Below are 23,169 nucleotides of genomic sequence, written 5' to 3'. Positions count from 1 at the left end.
TGGGTCAGTGTCCGGCTGTGATCTAATCGGTTGGTTACTCTCCGCGTCCGCCAGGCCCGGGTTAGGCTGCCCTCATGAGCGCGATCGGCCCGGTCCCCGTGCGCTGCGTAGGCGGGATCCTGCACGATCAAGCGGGCCGCCTGCTGCTCGTCCGGCGCGCCAACGACCCCGGACGCGGACTGTGGTCGATCCCGGGTGGACGCGTGGAACCAGGCGAAACGGACAATGCGGCCCTGATCCGGGAGATGCGCGAGGAAACCGGGCTCGTCGTCCGCCCCGGCGCGCTGGTGGGCCACGTGGTCCGCGGCCGCTACGAGATCCACGACTACATCTGCGAGGTGGAGGGCGGTTTCCTGCGGGCGGGCGACGACGCGGCCGAGGTGCGCTGGGTCGATGAGGCGACGTTCGTGGCGCTTGCGCTGACGGACGGATTGGCCGACACGCTGCGTGGCTGGGAGATGCTGCCGCGCTGCTGAGGGCGCTTTCCGCCGCTCGGTGGCGGTGTGCGCCGCTGCTCGGAACGGCCAACTCGCTGTGGGGAACCGCCAACACGCTTTCTGGAGTGGCCACGGCCCAGCGCCGTGGCGCGGCAGCGGGTTGGGCCGGTCGCGGCGGTGGCGCGGCCCGTTACGGCAGTGGGTTTGGCCGGTCGCGCAGTAGCGCGGCCCGTTGCGGCCGTGGCGTCGCCGTTGCGACGGTGGGGCGGCTCGCGGGCAGTGCCGCGGCCCGATACGGCGGGGCGGCCGGTCGCGGCAATGGGGCGGCCGCATGCCGCAATGGCGCAGCCCGTCGCAGCGGTGGCGCGGCCGCATGCCGCAATGCCGCAGCCGTTGCGGCAGGTGGGCTGGGCGGGGGCCGCCGTGGAGGGCGATCAGCAGCCGCGGTCAGCCCTGGATTCGGGACTCCGAACCACCCCACTCGCGTTCGCGCAGCTGGAACTTCTGGATCTTCCCCGTCGACGTCTTGGGCAGCGCCTCCACGAACTCGACCTGGTCCGGCACCTTGAATCGCGCGATCTGCTCCCGCACGTGCGCCCGCAGCTCGTCCGCCGTCGCCGACGCGCCTGGCCGCAGCACGACGTACGCCTTCGGCCGCTCGCCCCACTTCTCGTCCGGCACGCCGACCACCGCGACCTCCGCGACGGCCTCGTGCGAGTCCAGCGCCGCCTCCACCTCGATCGTGGAGATGTTCTCGCCGCCGGAGACGATGATGTCCTTCGCCCGGTCGCGCAGCTGGATGTAGCCGTCCGGATGCCACACGCCCAGGTCACCGGAGTGGAACCAGCCGCCGCGAAACGCTTTCTCCGTCGCCTCGGGGTCGGCGAAGTAGCCGGACATCACGTTGTTCCCGCGCATCACGACCTCGCCCATGGTCACGCCGTCGCGAGGCACGTCGCGCATCTGCTCGTCCACCACCCGGATCCCGTCGGTCACCAGCATCCCGACGCCCTGCCGCGCCATCAGACGGCTCCGCTCGGCGATGTCGAGCTTGACCCACCCCTCCTGCGCCTCGCACACCGTGTACGGCCCGTACGTCTCGGTCAGCCCGTACACGTGCACCAGGCGCGCGCCCAGGTCCGTCATCCGCCGGATCACGGTCGGCGACGGCGGCGCACCCGCGGTGGTCACCACGACCTCACGCGGCAGCGGGTGCGCCCCCGGGTACCCGGCGATCGTGTTCAGCACCGTCGGCGCGCCGTTGAGGTGCGTGATCCCCTCGCCGTCCAGCAGCCGCCAGATCTCGGTCGCCTCGACCGCCCGCAGGCACACGTGCGTGCCGCCGATCGCGGTGACCGCCCACGTCGTGCACCAGCCGTTGCAGTGGAACATCGGCAACGTCCACAAGTACTTCGACTCCGGCGTGTGCCCCGAGTGGATGATCTCGGCCAGCGAGTTCAGGTACGCGCCGCGATGGTGGTACTGGACGCCCTTCGACCTGCCAGTGGTCCCGGACGTGTAGTTGATCGAGATCGTCGACCGCTCGTCCGCGACGCTCCACGGCAGCGGCTCGTCGCTGCCCCGCGCCAGCAGCGCGTCGTAGGTGATGCCGCCGACGGCCGGGTCGGGCTCCGCGCCGTCCACCACCGTCACGACGTCCACGCCGGTGTCCAGCGGCACCGATGCGTGCAGCGCGGCGTCGACGACCAGCACCTTCGCCCCGGAGTGCGCCAGGATGTAGCGGATCTCGGCGGGCGCGAGCCGGGTGTTGATCGCCACCAGCACCGCGCCCGCGAGCGGCACCGCGAAGTGCGCGACCAGCATCTCGGGGATGTTCGGCAGCAGGTAGGCCACGCGGTCCCCCGGCTCGACGCCGCTCGCCCGCAGCGCCTGCGCCACGCGGGTGGCCTCCGCGGCGAACTCGCGGTAGGTCACGCGGCGATCGCCGTAGACGATCGCGTCCTTGTCCGGGAAGACCTCGGCGGAGCGCTCCAGGAAGGCCAGCGGGGTCAGCGGGGTGAACCACGTGTCAGCCATGACCACATCCTCACCGCAGTGGCGGCCGGCACACAACAGCTAGACGGCCAGCCAGGTCATCCGGGCGCCATAGCGCGTGGTGCGGGCCAGCGCGACCGCGTCCCAGCCGCCGGCCGTGCGCCGCGCCAGGCCGAGCGCCGTCTGGCCGTCGACAGCGAACGCCAGCTCGTCCCGCCCCGGCAGCACCGCGGACAACCCGTGCTCGTACGTCTCGTCCATGACCCACCACAGTGGACGCGACTCCCCCAGCGCGGCCAGCCGCGACAGGAACTCGCCGCGGTCGGCGTCGTGCATGTGCCCCATCGTCCGGCAGGTGAGCACCACCAGCGGCACGTCCGCGGGCAGCAGGGCGAGAGCCTCGTCGAACGCGCCGACCGCGTCCCCGGCGACGATCCGCGGCGGCGACTTGCGCTGCGCCAGCGCCGCCGCCCGCAGCAGCCGCACGCGGTCCGGCTGGTCGCCCCACACGCAGGCCTCCAGCCACGCCAGCTCGTCCTCATCGGACAGATCCAGCGGCTGCGGGTCGAGCCCGGCGCGCGCCACGACGGTCAGCTTCTTCGGCAGTTTCGGCAGCACCGCGCCGGGCGCCAGGTCGAGCGCGCAGTGCAGCCCGACCGCCGCCTTGGCAGGCCCGGCGACCAGCTGCTCACCGCCGTCGCACTGGTACCGGTAGGCGAACTTGTCCATCCCGAGCAGCAGCCCGCCCGCGGTGCCGACCTCGAGCAGCGCGATCTTGCCGCCCGCCTGCTTGGCCGCCATCGCGACCGCCGGGAACACCGACGCGGCCCGCCGCACCTCGTTGTTCGCCAGCGACCGCGACGCGAGCATGCCCGCCGCCTCGCCGGCATGCGCGAGCAGGAACTCGCGGAACAGCGGCCACGTCTCGTCGTCCACGCCGTTGGCCCCGCCCAGCGCGGGGTAGTACCGGTACAGCGGGTGGATCGGGTCGGCCTGGACCAGCCGGTGGGCGACCGCGAACAACAGCGCGGGGCTCGCCTCCTCGGGCGCGGCGGCCAGCAGACCGGCCACCTCGTCGTCCTCGGCGGCCTTGGACGCGAGGTGCTCGTACAGCGGCGACTCGCCCGCCGCGCTCCCCGCGAACTCGTCCAGCCGCCGCTTGGCTTCGGCCAACCCGATCGTCACGCGCTCTCCCTCACCCGTGCGGCACGGGACGGCCCGGCTGCTCGCCCCCACGCGCCTCACCGTAGTTCTGCTTCGGCACCAGGACCTTGCGGCGGAAGATGCACACGATCGTGCCGTCCTGCTTGTAGCCCCGGGTCTCCACGTACACCACGCCCCGGTCGTCCTTCGACTTCGACGGGGTCTTGTCCAGCACCTCGGTCTCACCGTAGATGGTGTCACCGTGGAAGGTCGGCTTGACGTGCCGCAGCGACTCGATCTCCAGGTTGGCGATCGCCTTGCCCGACACGTCCGGCACCGACATGCCCAGCAGCAGCGAGTAGATGTAGTTGCCCACCACGACGTTCTTGCCGAAGTCGGTGGTCTCCGCCGCGTAGTGCGCGTCCATGTGCAGCGGGTGGTGGTTCATGGTGAGCAGGCAGAACAGGTGGTCGTCGTACTCGGTCACCGTCTTGCCTGGCCAGTGCTTGTACACCGCACCCACCTCGAACTCCTCGAAGTACCGCCCGAACTGCACTGGTCGACCTCCCTGCGGGTAACGCCACACCGACCTGGAGCGACGTCAACTGATGTTGAGGAGTACCCTCGACCAATGGCGGCGGTGCGTCAACGCGACAGCCGCCACGTTGCCGGTCCGGCTGGAGGAGGTGAGGAACGCAAGATGAGTAGTGGCGATAGTCCGCTCCCTAGTAAACCCAGCGTTTCCCTCCACGTGGCCGGAACCATTTCCGCGCCTTAGGCCATTTCGCCCGGGAAACGCTGGTAGAGCCGAGCGGACGCATTCCTGCCCGCCCGGCGGTCGTGGTACGCACTGCGAAAGCCAGGAGATCCCATGCCTGCGATTCCCTCCCTCGGCGGCCTGCGCGGCCGGGGCAACGGCCGAGCCGGCCGGGTCGAGCCGCCCGTGCCGGTGCCCGTGTCTGCCTACATCGTCGACTGCGCCGTGTACGTCGACGGCGAGCGGCTGCCCGGGCGCTGGACGCACGCCGAGGCCATCAAGGAGGTCCGGCGCCGGCGCGACGGGTTCGTCTGGATCGGACTGCACGAGCCGGACCAGCAGCAGATCCAGGGCATCGCGGAGGTCTACGGCCTGCACGAGCTGGCCGTGGAGGACGCCGTGCAGGCGCACCAGCGGCCCAAGCTGGAGCGCTACGACGACACGCTGTTCATGGTGCTCAAGACGGTCCGCTACGTCGAGCACGAGTCGCCGACCACGGCCAACGAGATCGTGGAGACCGGCGAGCTGATGGCGTTCCTCGGGCTGGACTTCATCATCACCGTCCGGCACGGGGCGCACTCCGGCCTGGCCCGGCTGCGCCGCGACCTCGACGAGGACCCGGAGCGGCTGACGAACGGCCCGGCCGCGGTGCTGCACGCCATCACCGACCTCATCGTCGACCAGTACCTCGACGTCACCTCCTCGATCGAGGACGACATCGACGAGATGGAGGCGCGGGTGTTCGCGCCCCGCTCGTCGGTCAGCGCCGAGCAGATCTACCTCATGAAACGCGAGGTGCTGGAGCTGCGCCGCGCGGTGATGCCGCTGGTCACGCCGGTGCGGAGGCTGGCGGAGGGCTTCACCCGGCTGGTCCCCGACGAGGTCCGGTCGTACTTCCGCGACGTCGACGACCACCTGACCACCGTGTCGGAGCGGGTGGGCAACTTCGACGAGCTGCTGACGACCCTGGTGAACGCCACGGTCGCCAAGATCACGCTCCAGCAGAACACCGACATGCGCAAGATCACCTCGTGGGCGGCCATGATCACCGTTCCCACGATGATCGCGGGTATTTACGGCATGAATTTCGACTACATGCCGGAGTTGCGCTGGAAGTTCGGGTATCCGGCGGTTCTCGTGCTGATTCTCGGGATCTGCCTGCTTCTCTATCGAATATTCAGGAAGAACAAGTGGCTCTGACCCTTTCCTGACCTGTTCGCTGGAAGGAGTTCTCCGATGACCAGACTGCTCACGAGCCTCAAGTTCTGGGCCCTCGCCCTGACCCTGGTGTGGATCGCGGTGGTGGCGGTGCTGATCGCCGATCACCCGGAACTCGCGCAGGCCCACTGACGAGTACCTATCGTGGAGGCATGCGCGCGCTGGTGGTCTCCGACGAGGTCGACGAGCAGCTGTGGGCCGGTGTCGGCCCCGGCTGCGAGGTCGGCCTCGTCCTGGCCGCGGGCGACCTGCCGTTCGACTACCTGGAGTTCCTGACCGACTCGCTGGGCGGCGTGCCGTGCGTGTTCGTGCCCGGCAACCACGACCCGGACCTGTCCGGGTTCACCCGCCACGGCGGCCTGTTCATGCGGGCCGGTTTCCCGCGGGCCTGGCCGGGACCGGCCGGCGCGATCAACGCCGACGGCCGGGTCGTCGACGTCTGCGGCCTGCGGATCGCCGGCCTTGGCGGCTCGGTCCGCTACAACGAGGGGCCCAACCAGTGGACGCAGGCGCAGCAGGCCCGGCGCGCCCGGCGGCTGGTGCGGCAGGCCGCGCGCAGGCAACGCCGCGACGGGCACGGAGTCGACGTCCTGCTCACGCACGCCCCGCCGCGCGGGGTCGGCGACCGCGAAGACCCGGCGCACCAGGGCTTCGACTGCCTGCACCGGACGGTCGAGAAGATGCGGCCGGACTGGTTGCTGCACGGGCACATCCACCCCTACGGCGAACACCCCAGGGAGCACCGGATGGGCGACACGCGCGTCCGCAACGTCGTCGGCAGGCACCTCATCGCGTTCACCCCGCACGAGGTGCGCGTGTGAACGCGGCACGGGACACCGGTTACCCCCGCGCCGACGCCGAGCACGACTTCCTGCGCGCCCGGCGGCGGCAGGTGCTGTCCCGGCTGGCGAACTGGCTGCGCCGGGAGCCCGACGACGTCAATATCATGCTGCCGTTCGACGAGGTCGTGGACGCGCTCGGTTACGTGAGCGAGCGGCGGATCGGGTTGCGGGTGATCCCGCTGAGCTCGATCATCGGCAGCGTCGACCGGGGCCGCGACTTCGACCGCCGGTTCCGGCCGACGTCCGGCCGGGTGCGGGAACGGTGGGAACGGCTCGCGCTGGCCGCCCGCCGCGGTGAGCACATCCCGCCGATCGAGGTGTACCGGGTCGGCGACCTGCACTTCGTGATCGACGGGCACCACCGGGTGTCGGTGGCCTACGCGCTGGGGCTGGAGACCATCGAGGCCGCGGTGACCGAGGTGCACACCAAGCTCAACCCGAAGGGCATCCGCTACCGGGGCGACCTGATCGTGAAGGACTACCGGCGGCTGTTCCTGTCGCGGGTGCCGCTGTCCGGCGAGGCGCGGGCGGCGATCGTGGTGAGCGACCCGTGGGACTACGCGCACCTCGGGGAGCACGTCGAGGCTTGGGGTTTCCGGCTGATGCAGTCCGAGGGGAAGTTCCTCGACCGCGCCACGATCGCGCGGCGCTGGTACGAGGAGGAGTACCTGCCGGTGGTGGAGATGATGCGGCAGGCGGAGCTGGTCGGCGACCGCACCGAGGCCGAGGCCTACATGTGGGTCGCCGGGGAGCGCTATCGCCTGATCCGCCAGCACCGCTGGGACGACGAGGTCATCGAAGCGCTGCGGGCCCGCCGGCGCTGACGCACCGGCGGGCTTCCGTCACGCGTGGACGACCGGCATGTCGGTGTCGACCACTTCCGGCACGCCCGGCTTGATCAGCAGTCCGCAGACCACCGCGCCGAGCAGGAAGATGCCCGCCGCCCAGGTGAATGCCGTGGTGTAGCTGTGGATCGCGGCGTCCGCCAGCAGCTGCGGGGTCGGCGTCTTTCCCGCGGCGAACGAGCTCGCGGCGTCGGCGGCGACCGAGCTGAGCAGCGCGGTGCCGATCGAGCCGCCGATCTGCTGGCCGGTGTTGACCGTCGCCGAGGCGACCCCGGCGTCGTGCGGGTCGACGCCCGAGATGGCGACGTTCATCGAGGGCGCCATCGACAACCCGATGCCGACGCCGGCCACCATGAGCGGGAACAGCACGCCGCTGGCGTAGGTGCTGGCCGAGTCGATGCCGCTGAGCCAGAACAGCCCGGCCGCGGCGATCACCATGCCTGCCCCGACGAGGACCTTCGGCCCGATGCGCGGCAGCAGCACGCTCGTGGACAGCGTCGCGCTCACCATCAGCGTGCCGACCATCGGCAGGAACGCCAGGCCGGACGTGATCGGCGTGAACCCGAGGTTCTGCTGCAGGTAGTAGGTCAGGAACAGGAAGATGCCGAACATCCCGATGCCCAGCAGGAACACCGCGAGGTAGGCGCCGCCGCGGTTGCGGTCGAGCAGCACGCGCATCGGCAGCAGCGGGTGCGCCACGCGGGTCTCGATGCGGACGAACACGCCGAGCAGCACGACACCGGCCGCCAGGAAACCCCACACCAGGGGCGACGACCAGTCGTGGGTCTCGGCGTTGGCGAAGCCGTAGACGACAGCGAACAGGCCCAGGGTCGACACGACCGTGCCGGGGATGTCCAGCTTCGGCCGGTCCTCCGACGGCCGGTGCCGCAGCAGGCTGGAGCCGCCGGCGAAGGCGATCACCGCGAAGACGATGTTGACGAACATGCACCAGCGCCAGTCGAGGTACTCGGTGAGCACCCCGCCGAGCAGCAGTCCGACCGCGGCACCCCCGCCTGCGATCGCGCCAAAGATGCCGAACGCGCGGCCGCGTTCCTTCGGGTCGGTGAACGTGGTGGTCAGCAGCGACAACGCGGCGGGCGCGAGCAGCGCACCGAACACACCCTGCGCGGCGCGGGCGACGATCAGCATCTCGATGCCGTTCGCGGCGCCGCCGACCGCCGAGGCGAGCGCGAATCCGGCAAGGCCGATGAGGAAGGCGCGCTTGCGGCCGAACAGGTCGTTGACGCGGCCGCCGAGCAGCAGCAGGCTGCCGAAGGCGAGCGCGTAGGCGGTGACGACCCACTGGCGGGCGTCGCTGGAGAAGCCCAGTTCGTGCTGGGCGGTGGGCAGCGCGATGTTCACGATGGTCGCGTCGAGCACGACCATCAGCTGGGCGAGCCCGATCATCACCAGGATCAGCCAGCGCCGCGCGTGGTGCGGGTCGGCCGTCGAGCCGGCTGGTCTCCCCCCGGCGGGCTCGACGTAGGTGGTTTGCGTCATTCCGGTCCTCGCAGACGTATGTGGAGTGGGTACCTCCCCTTCGCTTCCCACCGTACCCAAAAACCGGAGGAGCTATCTCAGATTTGGTAGAATGGGTTTCATGACGCGGGACACACTGCCGGCCGCATCGCCGCGGCCGCTGCGGCGCGACGCCGAACGGAACCGGCTGCGGATCCTGTCGGCGGCCCGGGACGTGTTCCGGGAGCGGGGCTTCGACGCGACGCTGGACGACGTGGCGCACGCGGCGGGGCTGGGCGTCGGCACGGTCTACCGGCGGTTCCCGAACAAGGAACACCTGATCGACGCGATGTTCGCGCGCCGGCTGGAGGAGATCGAAGAGAACGCCCGCGCGGCGCTGGCCGATCCGGATCCGTGGGAGGGTTTCCGCAAGTTCGTGTGGGAGGCCGTCGGCATGATGGCGGCCGACCGCGGAATGCGGGACACCTTGCTCAGCAACGCGTTCGGCCAGGTCGAGGTGGCGCGGGTCAAGGACCGGATGATCCCGGTGGTGACCGAACTGGTGCAGCGGGCGAAGGACAGCGGCGCGTTGCGGGCGGACTTCGTCGAGACGGACTGCCCGGTGCTGTTCAAGATGGTCGTGTCGGTCGTGGAGTACTCGCACGACGTGGCCCCGGACCTGTGGCAGCGGTACCTGACCATGCTGCTTGACGGACTGCGCGCGGACGGCGGCGAGCGGCAGGAGCTGCCGGTGCCGCCGCTGGACCACGAGATGCTGGACTGTGCGATGAAGGCGTGGCACTCGCGGCGTTGAGGTGGTGGCGCCGGACCGCGAGCACCGCGACGCCGGCGATCGCGGTGGCCCCGCACGCGGCGAGGACCGGCAGGTCGAGTTCGGGCGCCTCGCCGAGGACGGTCATGCCGAGCGCGGTGGCGGCCACCGGGTTGCCGGCGGTCTGGCACCCGACGACGACGTCCGGCGGGCCGCTGGCGTAGGCGTGCTGGACGAGCCAGGCGGCGGTGGCGAACGCGAGGACCGCCGCGAGCAGCGAGAGCACGGGCAGGCCGTCGGAGTGCAGGACGTCCCTGGTGAGCACGGCGGCCAGGCCGTAACCTGCCCCGGCGGCGACGGCGAGGGCCGCGCTGCGGGCGATGCCCTGGGCGAGCGCGGCGACGGCGACCAGGGCGATGACGAGGACGCCGACGAGCTGCCCTGCGTCGACGACGGTGTCCGGCGGGATCGTGGTGGGCCGCGCGTCGCGCGCGCTCAGGGTGACGAACACCGCGACGGCGAGGGTGACGGCGGCGACGGCGGCGCGCGTGACGTGGTCGCGGGGTCCGTTGAGGACGGTCAGGATCGGCAGCGCCAGCACGACGACCGGGGTCACGACGGTGACGGGGGCGAACGCGAGGGCGAGCGCCTGCAGGACGGTGCAGGTGGTGAGCACGAGAACGCCCTGCCGCCAGGCCGGGTTGCGCAGGAGGGCGGCCGGGTTCGTGCGGCCGGTGGTGGTGACACCGCGGTGCTGCAACCAGGCCCCGAACGCGGCGGCGACCGCCCCGAGGACCGCGCAGACCACCCCGAGGAAGATCATCGCGGCACCGCCGAGCCGGTCATCCGCCACCTCCCGTTGTTGAGGTGAGAATGCCCGCTCCAGGCTGAGAGATCCTTCAGGGCACCCGGCGGGTGGCAGCTCCTACCTGGTCGCGGCCGAGGGGTCAGCCACCGACCGGGTGGAAGCCCTCCCCCGCGGCGGCTTCGGACAGCGCCTTGTCGAACGCCGCGAAGGTCCGGCACTCGCGGTCGGCCGACGCGACCAGCTGGGCGGTGGCGAGCTGGATGGCGTCGTAGGCCCGCAGGCCGTGCACCCCGGTGAGCCGGGCGGCGACGTCGAGGACGATCGGGGTCACCGGAACGACGGCGAACCGGGGCGGCTCGTCCGGTGTGCCGTGGTAGTCGGCCTCGAAGGCGGACACCAGCAGGCGAGCGTCACCCGCGGAGATAGCGCCCGTGCGGTGCTTGCGCCAGAGCGCGGCCGGGATCTCGACGCGCGCGATCTGGGAGACGACCATCCCGGACAGCGCCTGGACCTGCTCGCTGCCCGGCTCGGCCACGTAGAGCTTGACGAGCGCGGATGAGTCGACGAAGACGCTCATCGTGCGCCGCGCTTCCAGAAGAGCACGCTCACGCGGGTGACCGGCGGCCGTCCGGCCAGTGCTCCGTCCGCCCGGGCGGCACGCCCCGCCGGCCAACCGCGCTCGGGCACGCCGATCACCACAGCCCCACTCCCTGCGGCTCCAAGCCCAACCGCAGCACAGCCACCCCAGCCAACATCCCCGAACGGCGGTCCAGCGCCGGATGCCGCCTCCGCGCGCGGGCGCGCCCAGCCGCCCGGCCTGCCCACGCAGCCGGACGGACACCGCTGGACACAGACACCAGCCGCACGGGCCTTCGCGCCGGTCGCGGACCCCCAACTCGCCCAACGTCCCCGGCCACCGCGAAACCCCTCACCGCCGGCCGCGTTCTTCCCTGATCAAGTCGGCAGCCAAAGGGCCGCTCGCGGCCGCGCGGCGGGCCGCGGCGGTCACCGCGGCCGGGTCGGGGCGCGTGGTCGGCGTTTCGGGTTCCCACAGCAGCCCGGCCCGGCGGAGGCGTTCGCGCAGCCGGGCGTTCTCGTCGCCCGCCAGATCCGGATCCGTCGCCGCGTCGAGGACGCGCGTGATGAACTCGTTCATGCTTTCCCCCCGTTGAGCCGCGGCCTGCCGGACCCGATGCACCAGTTCGTCGGCGGCGCGCCAGCTGACCTGACTCATGACAGCATGCTAGCAACCATGCTGTCGGATCAAGCCGAGAACGGGCCGGAGCACCACTCGCGGGTGACAGTGGCGCTCCGGCCCGAACGGAGTGCTCAGCCCTCGTAGGTCAGGTTCTTCCCCGACGCCGGGTCGAACAGCTGGACCTTCTGCACGTCGAACCACACGTCGAGCGTGCCGCCCTCCCGGGCGCCCGACGCGGGGGACAACCGGGCCGTGATGGAGGCTCCGCCGCCCGGCACGTCGTCCGCTCCGGCGTCCGCCGCCAGCTCGGCCAGCTCCGACGTCGTGGCCAGCTCGCCCTCGACCGTGAAATACGCGTACTTCTCCGAGCCCATCGACTCCAGCACGTCGACGTGGGCGCTGAACACGCAACCGCCGGCGCGGGCGGACTCCTCCAGCAGCCCGGCGTCCTCGAAGTGCTCCGGCCGGATGCCCGCGATCACCTCACGCGGCGCACCGGCCTCCTCCGCCAGCCGCCGCAACCGGTCCGGCAGCTGGACCGTGCCCAGTGCGCTCTTCAGGCTCCCCTCCTCCAGCGTGGCCGGCACGAAGTTCATCGACGGCGACCCGATGAACCCGGCGACGAACAGGTTGGTCGGGTGGTCGTAGAGGAACTGCGGCGAACCGATCTGCTGCACATACCCCGCCCGCAGCACCACGACCCGGTCGCCCAGCGTCATGGCCTCCGTCTGGTCGTGCGTGACGTACAACGTGGTGGTGCCGAGCTGGCGCTGCAACTTCGACACCGACGTCCGCATCTGCCCGCGCAGCTTCGCATCCAAGTTGGACAGCGGCTCGTCCATCAGGAACGCCTTGGGGCTGCGCACGATCGCGCGTCCCATCGCCACCCGCTGCCGCTGACCACCGGACAGGTTGGACGGTTTGCGGTCCAGGTGCTGCGTCAGGTCCAGGATCTCGGCGGCCTCCTCGACCTTCGCCTTGACCGTCGCATCGTCCACCTTGGCCAGCCGCAGCGGGAAGGCCATGTTCTCCCGCACGCTCATGTGCGGGTACAGCGCGTAGGACTGGAATACCATCGCGATGTCCCGGTCCTTCGGCGCCTTCTCGTTCATCCGCTCGCCGTCGATGCGCAGCTCGCCCGAGGAGATGTCCTCCAGCCCCGCCACCATGTTCAGCGTGGTCGACTTCCCGCACCCGGACGGACCGACCAGGATGATGAACTCGCCGTCGGCGACCTGCAGGTCCACTTCGGACACGGCGAGCGCACCGTCCGGATAGCGCTTGCTCACCTTGTCCAGCACGATCTCAGCCATTGGCGCTACCCCTTCACCGCACCGGAGGTCAGCCCCGCGACGATGCGGCGCTGGAAGAACAACACGAACAGGATGATCGGGATGGTGATCACGACCGCGGCGGCGCAGATCGTCCCGGTCGGGTCCTCGAACTGCGAGGCCCCGGTGAAGAACGACAACGCCGCCGGCACCGTCCGCGACGCGTTGGTCGAGGTCAGCGAGATGGCGAACAGGAAGTCGTTCCAGCAGAAGATGAACACCAGGATCGCGGTGGTGAACACGCCGGGCGCCGCCAGTGGCGCGATGACCCGGCGGAACGCCTGGCCCGGCGTGGCGCCGTCCATCTTGGCCGCCTTCTCCAGCTCCCACGGGATCTCGCGGAAGAACGCGGACAGCGTGTAGATCGCCAGCGGCAGCGCGAACGTGATGTACGGCAGGATCAGGCCGGCCCACGTGTCGAACAGCCCCAGCGTCCGTTCGATGTTGAACAGCGGGCTCACCAGCGACACCTGGGGGAACATCGCGATCAGCAACGAGATCCCGACCAGCAGCCGCTTGCCGGGGAAGTCCAGCCGCGCGATCGCGTACGCCGCCATCATCCCCAGGACCACCGCGATCAGCGTCGCGATGAGCGAGATGCCGATCGAGTTGATCAGCGCCCGCACGAAGTCCAGGGTCTGGAAGATGTCCGCGTAGTTCTGCAGGGTCCACGACCGCGGGATGAACTTCCCGTCGTCGATGGTGTCCTTGGTCTTCAACGACAGCGACAGGATCCACAGCACCGGCACCAGCGCGTAGACCACCACCAGGATGTCGATGAGGGTCCATCTCGTCCTGCGGCCGGTGGTAACCGCTCCGCCCATCACCATCAGCGCTTCCCCCCTTGGTCACTGCCCGGCGCCGCGGTGCCGAACAGCTTGATGAAGATGAACGCGATGATCGCGACCGTGATGAAGATGAGCACGGACATCGTCGAGCCGATGCCGAGGTTCAGCCCCTTGATCAGGTTGTTGTAGGTCTGCATGGACACCGACGACGTGTCGTTCTGACCGCCGGTGAGCACGTAGATGTTGTCGAAGATGCGGAACGCGTCGAGCGTGCGGAACAGCAGCGCCACCAGGATCGCCGGCTTCATCACCGGCACCATCACCTTGATGAACCGCTGCCACCCGTTGGCGCCGTCCATGGCGGCGGCCTTGAGCAGGTCGTCCGGCACCAGCGCGAGCCCGGCCATCAGCAGCAGCGCCATGAACGGTGTCGTCTTCCACACCTCGGCCAGGATGATGATCGCCATCGACGGCAGGTACTGCGTCAGCGGCGCCGAATCCCCGGCCAGGATGTTCGCCAGGTACCCGGTGTCCGGGGTCCACGCGTAGTACCAGGAGAACGCGGCGACCACGGTCACGATCCCGTACGGGATCAGCGCCACCGTGCGCACCAGACCCCGCCCGACGAGCGTGCGGTGCATGATCAGCGCCAGCAGCATGCCGAGCACCAGCTCGATGGCCACCGAGACCACGGTGAGCACCACGGTCGTGGCGAACGCCGTCCACCAGTAGGAGTCCGACAGCACGGCCGCGTAGTTCGCGAGGCCGACGAACTCGGTGTCGTTCGGGAACCGCAGGTCGTACCGCTGCAGGGACAGCCAGATCGAGTACGCGATCGGGTAACCCGTGACCGCGACCATCACGAAGGCCGCGGGAGCGCACAGCAGCCAGCCCAGCCGCCGCTCCGCCCGCTTCCCTTCGCTCAGGGCCGGTTTCCCCGGTTTCGCCGTGGTCTGTGGCGTCGTGGAAACGTCCTCGACCGTGCTCACGGGATCACCCCTTTCGAGTTCAGCGCGTCGGTCAGCTTGGTGCGCAGCTCTTCGGCGGTCTTCTGCGGGTCGATCTCCGACGGCGGCGACAGCACCTTGGAGATCACGGTCGACAGGCTCTGGTATGCCGGGGTCAGTGGGCGCACCGCGGGATCCTTGAGCGCGGCGAAGATCGCGTCCCGCATCGGGTACGCGGTCGCCATGCTCGGGTTGTCGTCCGCGTTGACCGGCTTGGTCGGGTCGAGCGGGGTCTCGTCGGTGTAGAGCGCCTCGATGCTCGGCGGCACACCGTCGTTGAGCGCGGAGAACTTCTGGTTCTCCTGGCTGCGCAGGCACAGCGCCGCCTCGAACGCCTCGGGCTTGTGCTTCGAGGTCGAGCTGACGGCGAGGTCGTAGCCACCGATCGTGGTGCGGGCCGGGACGCCGGGATCGACGGCCGGGTAGGTCGACCACTTGAAGTGCGGCAGGTCCTGCGGCTGCTCCTCCGCGTAGGACGCGTACACGAACGGCCAGTTCAGTTCGAAGGCGCCGTTGCCGCGCTGGAAGGCCTGACGGGTCTCGTCCTCCTTCATGTTCGTCAGCGACGGGTCGGTGATGCCGCTGGAGGTAACCCGCTTCAGGATCTCCAGGGCCTGCACCGCGCCCTCGTCCATGACCACGGACTTGCCGTCGTCGGAGAGGATGTGCCCGCCCGCGGAGGCGACGAGAGTGTTGTAGATGACCACGAGGCCCTCGTACTGGGCGCCGGTGAACAGGATGTTGTGCGGCTTGCCCGCCGCCTTGAGCTGCTCGGCCTCGGCGATCATCTCGTCCCAGGTCTCGGGCGGCTGCGGCGTGATGCGGTCGTCGTACCAGAGCAGCTGGACGTTGGTGTTCTTCGTCGCGGCGTACAGCTTGCCGTTCCAGGTCGCGGTGGCCAGCGGCCCGGGCAGCACACCCGCCTCGGCCTGGTCGCGGTTGGCGCCGGTCCACTCCTCGGCCCAGCCTGCCTCGGCGAACTCCGGCACCCAGGTGACGTCGAGGCCCAGGATGTCCAGGCCGTCGTCACCGGCGGCGAGCCGGCGCGCCATCTGCACCCGCTGGTCGTCGGCGCCGCGCTGCAGTTTGTTGTAGACGATGTTGTAGCGCCCCGCCGCCTTGGCGTTGCAGTTGTCCACGACCGTCTGGAACGTGTCCTCCGGCGCGTAGTACAGGTTGAGCGTGATCCCCTCTTCGGATCCGCACGCGGTCACCAGACCGGCGGTCAGGACGCTCACGCCGACCGCTGCTGCGATCCGGCCGGGCGGCCTGCCCCGGCTCGTACCGTTCCCCATCAGGCCTCCTCCTCGGCACGCGGCCGGCGGGAGACCCACCCCGCACGCCGTCGTGCATGCAATCAAGCAACCCGAGGCTGTCAACCCGGGTCGCACGATCGGTGGGAAGTCAAACTATGCCCGGGGATCACCGCCCGCAAGCGGTGGAGGTCACGATTCAGCTCGATGACCCGGATGGCCGCATCGCGAGCTTCGCCAGCAGGTCACGGCCCTGCTCCGCGTTGCGCGGCTGGCACAGGACGTCGTAGCGGCCGGCGACGAGCTGGCTGGCCGAGGCGAAGTCGCGACGGCCGCGCGAGGAGGCGTAGCTGATGGCCGCGAACACCAGGCCGAACAGCACACCGGACACCAGGCCGACCAGGATCGGCTGGTAAGTGACCTCCGCGCCGGAGGCGAACATGGCGAGCAGGAAACCCACGAACAGGCCGAACCAGGCGCCGGAGATCGCGCCCGTCATGAGGACCCGACCCCACGACAGGCGGCCCAGCACCCGTTCGACGAGCATCAGGTCCACGCCGACGATGGTCACGTCCTCGACCGCGAACTGGTTGTCAGCGAGGTAGTCGACCGCCCGCTGCGCCTCCTGGTAGGTGGCGTAGGAGCCGATCGGCCATCCCGTGGGCGGCGTCGGCAAGCGCGGCAGGCCCTGTGCTTGACGGCCGCCGGAGGAGAACGGGCTGGTCACGGTCATCACCTGTGCTGTCGTAGTGATCGAGTGACTTCATCCTGCCAACCCCTATGAAACCACGCGAACCCGACACTCCGACTGCCTTCGGCGGGGATGATGCACCGGTGCCCTTGATCGACTCGGCCGACGCCGACTTCCGCGTGTGCGAATCAGCTTCGGAACACTGCTCGAAATCCAGGCGGAGGCGGAGTCCCGGGGTTTCGCGACCCGGTGGAGCTCCGTCGAGGCGCTCCGCGGCCAGATCCGGCCGGGAGCCGTGCTCCTGCAGTCGCTGATGCGCGAGGAGCGCGGCGGGAGCGTGCGGGCCACCGGTGCCTGGCGCTGTTCGCGGCCGCGGATCGCGCTGGGACCGGTGGGATCGTCACGGTCGACCTCGCTCCCGAACGGTTCGCCTCGCTCGAGCGGCTCGACCGCGACTCCGCGGTCCGCGGGCGCTCGTCCGGGTGTTCGCCCTCGCGACGGACGGGCTGTCGATGGTCGCGAAGGCGTAGCGGCCCGCCCACGGATGGGCGGGCCGTGCCCTCAGGAGCGGGACTGGTACTCGCGCAGCAAGCCGCGGCTGATGATCGTCTTCTGGATCTCGCTGGTGCCCTCGCCGATGAGCAGGAACGGCGCCTCCCGCATCAGGCGCTCGATCTCGTACTCCTTGCTGTAGCCGTAACCGCCGTGGATGCGGAAGGCCTCCTGGGTGACCTCGGCGCAGTACTCGGACGCGATGAGCTTGGCCATGCCCGCCGCCACGTCGTTGCGCTCGCCGGTGTCCTTCAGCCGCGCCGCGTTGACCATCATCAGGTGCGCCGCCTCGACCTTGGTGGCCATCTCCGCGAGCTTGAACGCGATGGCCTGGTGCTGGGCGATCGGCTTGCCGAACGTCTTGCGCTGCTGCGCGTACTCCACCGCCAGCTCGAACGCCCGGATCGCGATGCCGCACGCCCGCGCCGCCACGTTCACCCGGCCGACCTCGATGCCGTCCATCATGAACGAGAAGCCCCTGCCCGGCGCCTCGCCGAGAACCTGCGCGGCCGGGATGCGGAAGCCGTCGAACACCGCCTCGGTGGTGTCGACGCCCTTGTAACCCATCTTGTCGATCTTGCCGGGGATGGTCAGCCCCGGCGCGACCTCGCCGAAGCCCTCCGGCTTCTCCACCAGGAACGTCGTCAGGTTCTGGTGCGCCTTCTCCGCACCCTCGTCGGTGCGCACCAGCAGCGCGATCAGGTTCGACGAGCCGCCGTTGGTCAGCCACATCTTCGACCCGTCGATGACGTAGTCGTCCCCGTCCCGCCGCGCGCGGGTCTTGATGGCCGCCACGTCCGAGCCGAGGTCGGGCTCGGACATCGAGAACGAACCGCGGACCTCGCCCGCCGCCATCTTCGGCAGGTACTTCTGCTTCTGCTCCGGCGTGCCGTGCCGGGAGATCATGTGCGCCACGATGAAGTGCGTGTTGATGACACCCGACACGCTCATCCAGCCGCGCGCGATCTCCTCGACCACGAGCGCGTAGGTCAGCAGCGACTCCCCCAGCCCGCCGTACTCCTCCGGGATCGTGATCCCGAACAGGCCCATCTCCTTCATGCCCTCGACGATGTCCGCCGGGTAGGCGTCCGCGTGCTCCAGCTCCTGGGCGTGCGGGATGATCTCCTTGTCCACGAACGAGCGAACCGTGGACAGGATCTCCGACTGCACGTCGGTGAGACCGGCGGTCTGGGCCAGACGGGCCATGGGGCGACTCCTGTGTCAGCGGGCGGAATTACCGGCGAGTATGGTCCCCGTTCCGCCTTCCCGCATATGGCGCGCCTCACCCGGGGGCGGACTCCTCCGACTGCCTCGGGATCGGCGCCTGCCCGTTCGCGGGCTGCTCGCTCACGTTCCCCGGCTGGGCGGTGCTCCGTTCGAGAAAGCGGAGCAGCTCCACGGGGAACGGCAGCACCAGGGTGGAGTTCTTCTCCGCCGCCACCTGCACCACCGTCTCCAGCAGGCGCAACTGCAGCGCCGCGGGGGTGTCGGCCATGACGCCCGCCGCCTCGGACAGCTTGTGGGACGCCTGCAGCTCGCCGTCGGCGGAAATGACCCGCGCCCTGCGCTCGCGTTCGGCCTCGGCCTGGCGCGACATCGACCGCTTCATCGACTCGGGCAGCGCGACGTCCTTGATCTCCACGCGGTCGATGTGCACGCCCCAGTCCAGCGCCGGGCTGTCGATCATCAGCTCGAGCCCCTGGTTGAGCCGCTCACGGTTGGACAGCAGGTCGTCCAGGTCGCTCTTGCCGATGATGGAGCGCAGCGAGGTCTGGGCCACCTGCCCGACGGCGAACCGGTAGTCCTGCACGTTGACCGCGGCGACCACAGGGTCGATGACCTTGAAGTACACGACCGCGTCGACGCGGACCGTCACGTTGTCCCGCGTGATGCCCTCCTGCGCGGGCACCGGCAGGGTGACGATCTGCATGTTCACCTTCTGCAGCCGGTCCGCGATCGGCATCAGCATGGTCAGGCCGGGCTCCCGGATGGCCGAGGAGACCCGGCCGAAGCGGTAGATCAGCCCGCGCTCGTACTGCTTCACGACGCGAACGCTCATGGCGAGCCCGGTGACTCCCACGGCCGCGACTATGGAGACGATTTCAGCCAGCATGGCGGCTCCCGGGGGGTGCGTGTCCCTTGACGTGATGTTACCCCCGTCACACCGGTTGGGAAGTGCCCGATCACTGGCAGGCTCGGTGAGGTGCGGGTACCGGGGGAGTTTTCACAACGGCTGATCGACAACGAGGGCGACGTGGTGCGGCCGTGGCTGGCCGCGCTGCCGGACCTGGTGGCCTGGTGCTGCCGCCGGTGGGGGCTGGTGATCGAGGGCCCGCCGTGGCACGGGTACACCGCGCTGGTGTTCCCGGTGCGCCGCGACGGCGAACCGCTCGTGCTGAATCTCGCCTGGCAGGACGACGGCACCCGCGACGAGCCGATGGCGTTGTCCGCCTGGGACGGCCGGGGAGCCGTGCGGCTGCTGGAAAGCGCCCGCGGCGCGCTGCTGCTGGAGCGGCTGGACGCGTCCCGCCCACTGCTCACCGAGCCGCTGGACAAGGCGCTGGAGACCACGCGCGGCCTGCTGCACCGGCTGACCGTCCCCGCTCCCCCGCTCGGCCGCACGCTGCGCGACGAGGCGGTCCGGTTCGCCGAGGAGATGCCCGCCGATTGGACACGGCTGGGCGGGCCCGTGCCGAAGCGGTTGCTCGACGCCGCCTCCGGGTCCCCGGCGATCGGCTGAGGGTCGATCACCAGCCACGGTTCCCATGTCCCGGCAAGGATGTTCTCGTTCGGCCTGATCCCCCTGCTGTGGAACCGGTTCGGAGAGTCCACAGTGGAAGAACGGATGCGTGTGCCGACCGCCGGGCTGGACCCGGACCGCGCCCGCGCGTGGACGCTCGTGCGGGCCGTGGACAACTGGTTGTGGGCCGCTGAGCACGGCGGTTTCCCCAGCGTGGCGATCCTCAGTGCGATCGCCGAGTGGGCCGCGCTCGAATAGTGTTGGCGGCATGGCTGGAGTGAACAGGGTCTTCGCCGCCCAGCTGGCCGGCCTTCCGGTCTTCGGACCGGACGGCGAGTCCATCGGCAAGGTGCGCGACCTGGTCGCCGGCCTGCGGCTCGACCAGCAGCCGCCGCGGGTGCTGGGGCTCGTGGTCGAGCTGGCCACCCGCCGCCGGGTGTTCGTGCCGATGCTCCGGGTCACCGCGATCGAGCCGAACGCCGTCACGCTCGCGACCGGCACGGTCAACATGCGCCGCTTCCACCGCCGCCCCAACGAGGTCCTCGTGCTCGGGCAGCTGATCGACGCACAGGCCCGGCTGGCCTCCACCGACGCCCGCGTCACGGTCTCCGACGCGGCGATGGAACCGGTCCGCACCCGCGACTGGGTGCTGGCCAAGCTCGCCGTCCGCGAGCGCTCCGGACGGCTCGGCATCGGAAGGCGGCGGTCCTCGCTGCAGGTCCTGCCCTGGTCGGAGGTGCGCGGGCTGGGCCTGACCGACCTCACCGGGCAGCCGCAGGGCGCCGGGCAGCTGCTCATGCTGTTCGACACCATGCGGGCCGTCGACATCGCCGCGACCATGCGCGACCTGCCGACCAAGCGGCGGCACGAGGTGGTCGACTCGATGGACGACGAGCGGCTCGCCGACGTGCTGGAGGAGCTGCCCGAGGAGGACCAGAAGGAACTGCTCGCCCACCTGGCCGAGGAGCGCGCCGCCGACATCCTGGAGGCGATGAATCCGGACGACGCGGCCGACCTGCTCGCCGAGCTGGCCCCGGCCGAGCAGAGCCGCCTGCTCGACCTGATGCACCCGGACGAGTCCGAGCCGCTGAAGCGCCTGCTCACCTACTCCTCCGACACGGCGGGCGGCCTGATGACGCCGGAGCCGGTCATCCTCACCCCGGACGCCACGATCGCCGAGGCGCTGGCGCACATCCGCAACCCCGACCTGCCCGCCGCGCTGGCCAGCCTGGTGTTCGTGTGCCGCCCGCCGACCGAGACCCCGACCGGCCGCTACGTGGGGTGCGCGCACTTCCAGCGCCTGCTCCGGGAACCGCCTGCCGAGCTGGTCGCCAGCGCCGTGGACACCGACCTGCCCGCTCTCGGACCGGACGCCGACCTGCCCGAGATCACCCGCTACTTCGCGGCATACAACCTGGCGTGCGGTCCGGTCGTGGACGACCAGGACCACCTGCTGGGCGCCGTCACGGTCGACGACCTGCTCGACCACCTGCTGCCCGACCGCTGGCGCGAGACCGGGCTGCACGACATCACCGAGGGACAGGAGATCGACAGTGCCTGAGTTGACCGCGCGGCGCCGCCTCGACCAGCCCCGCTCCGGACGGGGTCCACTGGTCAGCATCGACCCGGACAGCTTCGGACGGCTGTCGGAGCGGCTGGCCCGGTTCCTCGGCACCGGGAAGTACCTGTTCTGGCAGACCCTCATCGTCGTCGTGTGGATCATCGTCAACCTGAGCGCGGCCGCGCTCCGCTGGGACCCGTACCCGTTCATCCTGCTCAACCTGGCGTTTTCCACGCAGGCGGCGTACGCGGCGCCGCTGATCCTGCTCGCGCAGAACCGGCAGGACGACCGGGACCGGGTGTCCCTGGAGGAGGACCGGCACCGGGCGGCGCAGACCAAGGCCGACACCGAGTACCTGGCGCGCGAGCTGGCCGCGCTGCGCCTTGCGGTCGGCGAGGTCGCCACCCGCGACTACCTGCGCGGGGAGCTGGACAAGCTGCGTGAGGACCTCAACACGAAGCCGCGACGTGGGAAAAGCAATAGGGCGCAGGCAGAGGCCATTACCGGTCCGTAGCATGGTGGGGTGACCAGTACGCAGCAGATCCCCAGTGTCGAGGACGTCCGCGCGGCGCTGAAGGACGTTCACGACCCCGAGATCCGCAAGCCCATCACGGAACTCGGCATGGTCAAGGACGTCGCGGTCGGTTCGGACGGTGTCGTCTCGGTCGCGGTGTACCTGACGGTGGCCGGCTGTCCGCTCAAGGACACCATCACCAAGGACACCAAGGCCGCGGTCGGCAAGCTCCCCGGGGTGCGTGAGGTCCGGGTCGAGCTCGACGTGATGAGCGACGAGCAGCGCACCGAGCTGCGGAAACAGCTGCGCGGCGACGCCGCGGAGCCGGTCATCCCGTTCGCCCAGCCGGGCTCGATGACGCGGGTGTACTGCGTCGCGTCCGGCAAGGGCGGGGTCGGCAAGTCGAGCGTGACGGTCAACCTCGCGGTGGCGATGGCCCAGCGCGGGCTGTCGGTCGGCGTGGTCGACGCGGACATCTACGGCCACTCGGTGCCGCGCATGCTGGGCGCGCGTGAGAAGCCGACGAAGGTCGAGCAGATGATCATGCCGCCGCAGGCGCACGGCGTGAAGGTCATTTCCATCGGCATGTTCACCCCCGGCAACACGCCGGTGGTGTGGCGCGGCCCGATGCTGCACCGCGCGCTGCAGCAGTTCCTGGCCGACGTGTTCTGGGGCGACCTGGACATCCTGCTGCTGGACCTGCCGCCGGGCACCGGTGACATCGCGATCTCGGTCGCCCAGCTGATCCCGAACGCGGAGATCCTGGTGGTGACCACGCCGCAGCAGGCCGCCGCGGAGGTCGCCGAACGGGCGGGCGCGATCGCGATGCAGACGCGGCAGCGGGTCGCCGGGGTCATCGAGAACATGTCGTGGCTGGAGACCCCGTCCGGCGAGCGGATGGAGATCTTCGGCTCCGGCGGCGGCAGGACCGTGGCCGATTCGCTGTCGAAGTCGGTGGGCTCCGAGGTGCCGCTGCTGGGCCAGGTGCCGCTCGACCCGCGCCTGCGGGAGCAGGGTGACGCCGGGACGCCGCTGGTGCTCGCCGAACCCGAAGCTCCGGCGTCCGAGGTGCTGCGGGATGTGGCGAAGAAGCTCTCGGTGCGGGCCCGTGGGCTGGCCGGGAAGATGCTGAACCTCAGCCCCAGCGGACGGTAGCCCGCATGCACAGGTGAGCTGGGTGGTCATTCCGGAGCCTGCCCGTCCGGCGAGGACTGTCTTTTGATCTTTAAACCCGCGCCATCGCGCGGAAAGCGCCTCAC

23 protein-coding genes are annotated in these 23,169 nt (G+C 70.3%); 10 read left to right on the top strand and 13 right to left on the bottom strand.

Going from position 1 to position 23,169, the window contains the following annotated elements:
* The first annotated feature begins 74 nt into the window (after positions 1 to 74).
* On the top strand, positions 75 to 476 hold the full coding sequence (locus AMETH_RS04930) for an NUDIX hydrolase (protein WP_017986941.1): 402 nt from the start codon (positions 75 to 77) through the stop codon (positions 474 to 476).
* A 408-nt stretch (positions 477 to 884) separates the two neighbouring features.
* Here the strand turns inward: AMETH_RS04930 and AMETH_RS04925 are convergent, their stop codons facing one another.
* The 3 genes from AMETH_RS04925 to AMETH_RS04915 are packed head-to-tail and all read right to left on the bottom strand — an operon-like array spanning position 885 to position 4,131.
* Positions 885 to 2,474, bottom strand: a complete 1,590-nt coding sequence (locus tag AMETH_RS04925; protein WP_017986940.1) for an acyl--CoA ligase family protein — start codon at positions 2,472 to 2,474, stop codon at positions 885 to 887.
* 39 nt (positions 2,475 to 2,513) lie between these two features.
* Positions 2,514 to 3,617 (bottom strand): DUF2332 domain-containing protein, encoded by a 1,104-nt coding sequence (locus AMETH_RS04920; protein WP_026153820.1) that lies wholly within the window; start codon positions 3,615 to 3,617, stop codon positions 2,514 to 2,516.
* Between the two features lie 10 nt (positions 3,618 to 3,627).
* Positions 3,628 to 4,131 carry a MaoC family dehydratase gene (locus AMETH_RS04915; protein ID WP_017986938.1) on the bottom strand — a complete coding sequence of 168 codons (504 nt, stop codon included), beginning with the start codon at positions 4,129 to 4,131 and terminating at the stop codon, positions 3,628 to 3,630.
* Between the two features lie 315 nt (positions 4,132 to 4,446).
* Here AMETH_RS04915 and AMETH_RS04910 point away from each other — a divergent pair, with 315 nt between their 5' ends.
* The 3 genes from AMETH_RS04910 (at position 4,447) to AMETH_RS04900 (ending at position 7,216) form a co-directional block, all read left to right on the top strand.
* Entirely contained in the window at positions 4,447 to 5,532 is a 1,086-nt protein-coding gene (locus tag AMETH_RS04910; RefSeq protein WP_017986937.1) for a magnesium and cobalt transport protein CorA, read from the top strand.
* Between the two features lie 170 nt (positions 5,533 to 5,702).
* Positions 5,703 to 6,371 carry a metallophosphoesterase family protein gene (locus AMETH_RS04905; RefSeq protein WP_017986935.1) on the top strand — a complete coding sequence of 223 codons (669 nt, stop codon included), beginning with the start codon at positions 5,703 to 5,705 and terminating at the stop codon, positions 6,369 to 6,371.
* On the top strand, positions 6,368 to 7,216 hold the full coding sequence (locus tag AMETH_RS04900; protein WP_038531881.1) for a ParB N-terminal domain-containing protein: 849 nt from the start codon (positions 6,368 to 6,370) through the stop codon (positions 7,214 to 7,216). Before AMETH_RS04905 ends, AMETH_RS04900 begins: the two co-directional genes overlap by 4 nt.
* A gap of 18 nt (positions 7,217 to 7,234) precedes the next feature.
* Here the strand turns inward: AMETH_RS04900 and AMETH_RS04895 are convergent, their stop codons facing one another.
* A complete protein-coding gene (locus AMETH_RS04895; RefSeq protein ID WP_017986933.1) occupies positions 7,235 to 8,737 on the bottom strand; it encodes an MFS transporter in 1,503 nt (500 codons plus the stop codon).
* Between the two features lie 91 nt (positions 8,738 to 8,828).
* Here AMETH_RS04895 and AMETH_RS04890 point away from each other — a divergent pair, with 91 nt between their 5' ends.
* Positions 8,829 to 9,509 (top strand): TetR/AcrR family transcriptional regulator, encoded by a 681-nt coding sequence (locus AMETH_RS04890; protein WP_017986932.1) that lies wholly within the window; start codon positions 8,829 to 8,831, stop codon positions 9,507 to 9,509.
* A 905-nt stretch (positions 9,510 to 10,414) separates the two neighbouring features.
* Here the strand turns inward: AMETH_RS04890 and AMETH_RS04880 are convergent.
* The 9 genes from AMETH_RS04880 to AMETH_RS04840 form a co-directional block, all read right to left on the bottom strand.
* Positions 10,415 to 10,852, bottom strand: a complete 438-nt coding sequence (locus tag AMETH_RS04880; RefSeq protein ID WP_017986930.1) for a type II toxin-antitoxin system VapC family toxin — start codon at positions 10,850 to 10,852, stop codon at positions 10,415 to 10,417.
* Positions 10,853 to 11,203: 351 nt separating this feature from the next.
* Positions 11,204 to 11,509, bottom strand: coding sequence for a hypothetical protein (locus AMETH_RS04875; RefSeq protein WP_017986929.1), 306 nt, complete (start codon positions 11,507 to 11,509; stop codon positions 11,204 to 11,206).
* Between the two features lie 95 nt (positions 11,510 to 11,604).
* Positions 11,605 to 12,786 carry an ABC transporter ATP-binding protein gene (locus AMETH_RS04870; RefSeq protein WP_017986928.1) on the bottom strand — a complete coding sequence of 394 codons (1,182 nt, stop codon included), beginning with the start codon at positions 12,784 to 12,786 and terminating at the stop codon, positions 11,605 to 11,607.
* Positions 12,787 to 12,791: 5 nt separating this feature from the next.
* Positions 12,792 to 13,634 (bottom strand): carbohydrate ABC transporter permease, encoded by an 843-nt coding sequence (locus AMETH_RS04865; RefSeq protein WP_017986927.1) that lies wholly within the window; start codon positions 13,632 to 13,634, stop codon positions 12,792 to 12,794.
* The gene (locus tag AMETH_RS04860) at positions 13,634 to 14,581 is read right to left on the bottom strand and encodes a carbohydrate ABC transporter permease (protein WP_017986926.1); all 948 of its coding nucleotides are present in this window, start codon (positions 14,579 to 14,581) and stop codon (positions 13,634 to 13,636) included. The genes AMETH_RS04865 and AMETH_RS04860 overlap by 1 nt, the downstream gene beginning before the upstream one ends.
* The gene (locus tag AMETH_RS04855) at positions 14,578 to 15,894 is read right to left on the bottom strand and encodes an ABC transporter substrate-binding protein (protein ID WP_020486765.1); all 1,317 of its coding nucleotides are present in this window, start codon (positions 15,892 to 15,894) and stop codon (positions 14,578 to 14,580) included. The genes AMETH_RS04860 and AMETH_RS04855 overlap by 4 nt, the downstream gene beginning before the upstream one ends.
* Before the next feature lie 157 nt (positions 15,895 to 16,051).
* Entirely contained in the window at positions 16,052 to 16,585 is a 534-nt protein-coding gene (locus tag AMETH_RS04850) for a YflT domain-containing protein (RefSeq protein WP_017986924.1), read from the bottom strand.
* A 519-nt stretch (positions 16,586 to 17,104) separates the two neighbouring features.
* On the bottom strand, positions 17,105 to 18,301 hold the full coding sequence (locus AMETH_RS04845; protein ID WP_017986923.1) for an acyl-CoA dehydrogenase family protein: 1,197 nt from the start codon (positions 18,299 to 18,301) through the stop codon (positions 17,105 to 17,107).
* A gap of 76 nt (positions 18,302 to 18,377) precedes the next feature.
* Positions 18,378 to 19,208 carry a slipin family protein gene (locus tag AMETH_RS04840; RefSeq protein ID WP_017986922.1) on the bottom strand — a complete coding sequence of 277 codons (831 nt, stop codon included), beginning with the start codon at positions 19,206 to 19,208 and terminating at the stop codon, positions 18,378 to 18,380.
* A gap of 90 nt (positions 19,209 to 19,298) precedes the next feature.
* Here AMETH_RS04840 and AMETH_RS38990 point away from each other — a divergent pair, with 90 nt between their 5' ends.
* Genes AMETH_RS38990 through AMETH_RS04820 form a run of 5 tightly spaced genes read left to right on the top strand, consistent with a single transcriptional unit; the run spans position 19,299 to position 23,065 of the window.
* Positions 19,299 to 19,835: an aminoglycoside phosphotransferase family protein gene (locus tag AMETH_RS38990; protein ID WP_017986921.1), complete on the top strand. Its 537-nt coding sequence runs from the start codon at positions 19,299 to 19,301 to the stop codon at positions 19,833 to 19,835.
* Between the two features lie 39 nt (positions 19,836 to 19,874).
* Positions 19,875 to 20,093: a hypothetical protein gene (locus tag AMETH_RS38985; protein ID WP_017986920.1), complete on the top strand. Its 219-nt coding sequence runs from the start codon at positions 19,875 to 19,877 to the stop codon at positions 20,091 to 20,093.
* Positions 20,094 to 20,103: 10 nt separating this feature from the next.
* Positions 20,104 to 21,396 carry a magnesium transporter MgtE N-terminal domain-containing protein gene (locus tag AMETH_RS04830; RefSeq protein ID WP_026153818.1) on the top strand — a complete coding sequence of 431 codons (1,293 nt, stop codon included), beginning with the start codon at positions 20,104 to 20,106 and terminating at the stop codon, positions 21,394 to 21,396.
* The gene (locus tag AMETH_RS04825; protein WP_017986918.1) at positions 21,389 to 21,910 is read left to right on the top strand and encodes a DUF1003 domain-containing protein; all 522 of its coding nucleotides are present in this window, start codon (positions 21,389 to 21,391) and stop codon (positions 21,908 to 21,910) included. The genes AMETH_RS04830 and AMETH_RS04825 overlap by 8 nt, the downstream gene beginning before the upstream one ends.
* A gap of 9 nt (positions 21,911 to 21,919) precedes the next feature.
* Positions 21,920 to 23,065: an Mrp/NBP35 family ATP-binding protein gene (locus AMETH_RS04820; protein ID WP_017986917.1), complete on the top strand. Its 1,146-nt coding sequence runs from the start codon at positions 21,920 to 21,922 to the stop codon at positions 23,063 to 23,065.
* The last annotated feature ends 104 nt before the right edge of the window (positions 23,066 to 23,169 follow it).

The organism is Amycolatopsis methanolica 239, assembly GCF_000739085.1.
Taxonomy (GTDB): domain Bacteria; phylum Actinomycetota; class Actinomycetes; order Mycobacteriales; family Pseudonocardiaceae; genus Amycolatopsis_E; species Amycolatopsis_E methanolica.
Note: the sequence above shows the minus strand (reverse complement) of the source record. Positions and strands in the feature narration are given on the sequence as shown.

Bases quoted from the DNA above. Each gene is read 5' to 3' on its own strand.
- AMETH_RS04930 (WP_017986941.1), top strand. From the start codon at position 75: ATGAGCGCGATCGGCCCGGTCCCCGTGCGCTGCGTAGGCGGGATCCTG.
- AMETH_RS04925 (WP_017986940.1), bottom strand. From the start codon at position 2,474: ATGGCTGACACGTGGTTCACCCCGCTGACCCCGCTGGCCTTCCTGGAG.
- AMETH_RS04910 (WP_017986937.1), top strand. From the start codon at position 4,447: ATGCCTGCGATTCCCTCCCTCGGCGGCCTGCGCGGCCGGGGCAACGGC.
- AMETH_RS04905 (WP_017986935.1), top strand. From the start codon at position 5,703: ATGCGCGCGCTGGTGGTCTCCGACGAGGTCGACGAGCAGCTGTGGGCC.
- AMETH_RS04895 (WP_017986933.1), bottom strand. From the start codon at position 8,737: ATGACGCAAACCACCTACGTCGAGCCCGCCGGGGGGAGACCAGCCGGC.
- AMETH_RS04890 (WP_017986932.1), top strand. From the start codon at position 8,829: ATGGGTTTCATGACGCGGGACACACTGCCGGCCGCATCGCCGCGGCCG.
- AMETH_RS04880 (WP_017986930.1), bottom strand. From the start codon at position 10,852: ATGAGCGTCTTCGTCGACTCATCCGCGCTCGTCAAGCTCTACGTGGCC.
- AMETH_RS04875 (WP_017986929.1), bottom strand. From the start codon at position 11,509: ATGAGTCAGGTCAGCTGGCGCGCCGCCGACGAACTGGTGCATCGGGTC.
- AMETH_RS04870 (WP_017986928.1), bottom strand. From the start codon at position 12,786: ATGGCTGAGATCGTGCTGGACAAGGTGAGCAAGCGCTATCCGGACGGT.
- AMETH_RS04865 (WP_017986927.1), bottom strand. From the start codon at position 13,634: ATGGTGATGGGCGGAGCGGTTACCACCGGCCGCAGGACGAGATGGACC.
- AMETH_RS04855 (WP_020486765.1), bottom strand. From the start codon at position 15,894: ATGGGGAACGGTACGAGCCGGGGCAGGCCGCCCGGCCGGATCGCAGCA.
- AMETH_RS04850 (WP_017986924.1), bottom strand. From the start codon at position 16,585: ATGACCGTGACCAGCCCGTTCTCCTCCGGCGGCCGTCAAGCACAGGGC.
- AMETH_RS04845 (WP_017986923.1), bottom strand. From the start codon at position 18,301: ATGGCCCGTCTGGCCCAGACCGCCGGTCTCACCGACGTGCAGTCGGAG.
- AMETH_RS04840 (WP_017986922.1), bottom strand. From the start codon at position 19,208: ATGCTGGCTGAAATCGTCTCCATAGTCGCGGCCGTGGGAGTCACCGGG.
- AMETH_RS38985 (WP_017986920.1), top strand. From the start codon at position 19,875: ATGTTCTCGTTCGGCCTGATCCCCCTGCTGTGGAACCGGTTCGGAGAG.
- AMETH_RS04830 (WP_026153818.1), top strand. From the start codon at position 20,104: ATGGCTGGAGTGAACAGGGTCTTCGCCGCCCAGCTGGCCGGCCTTCCG.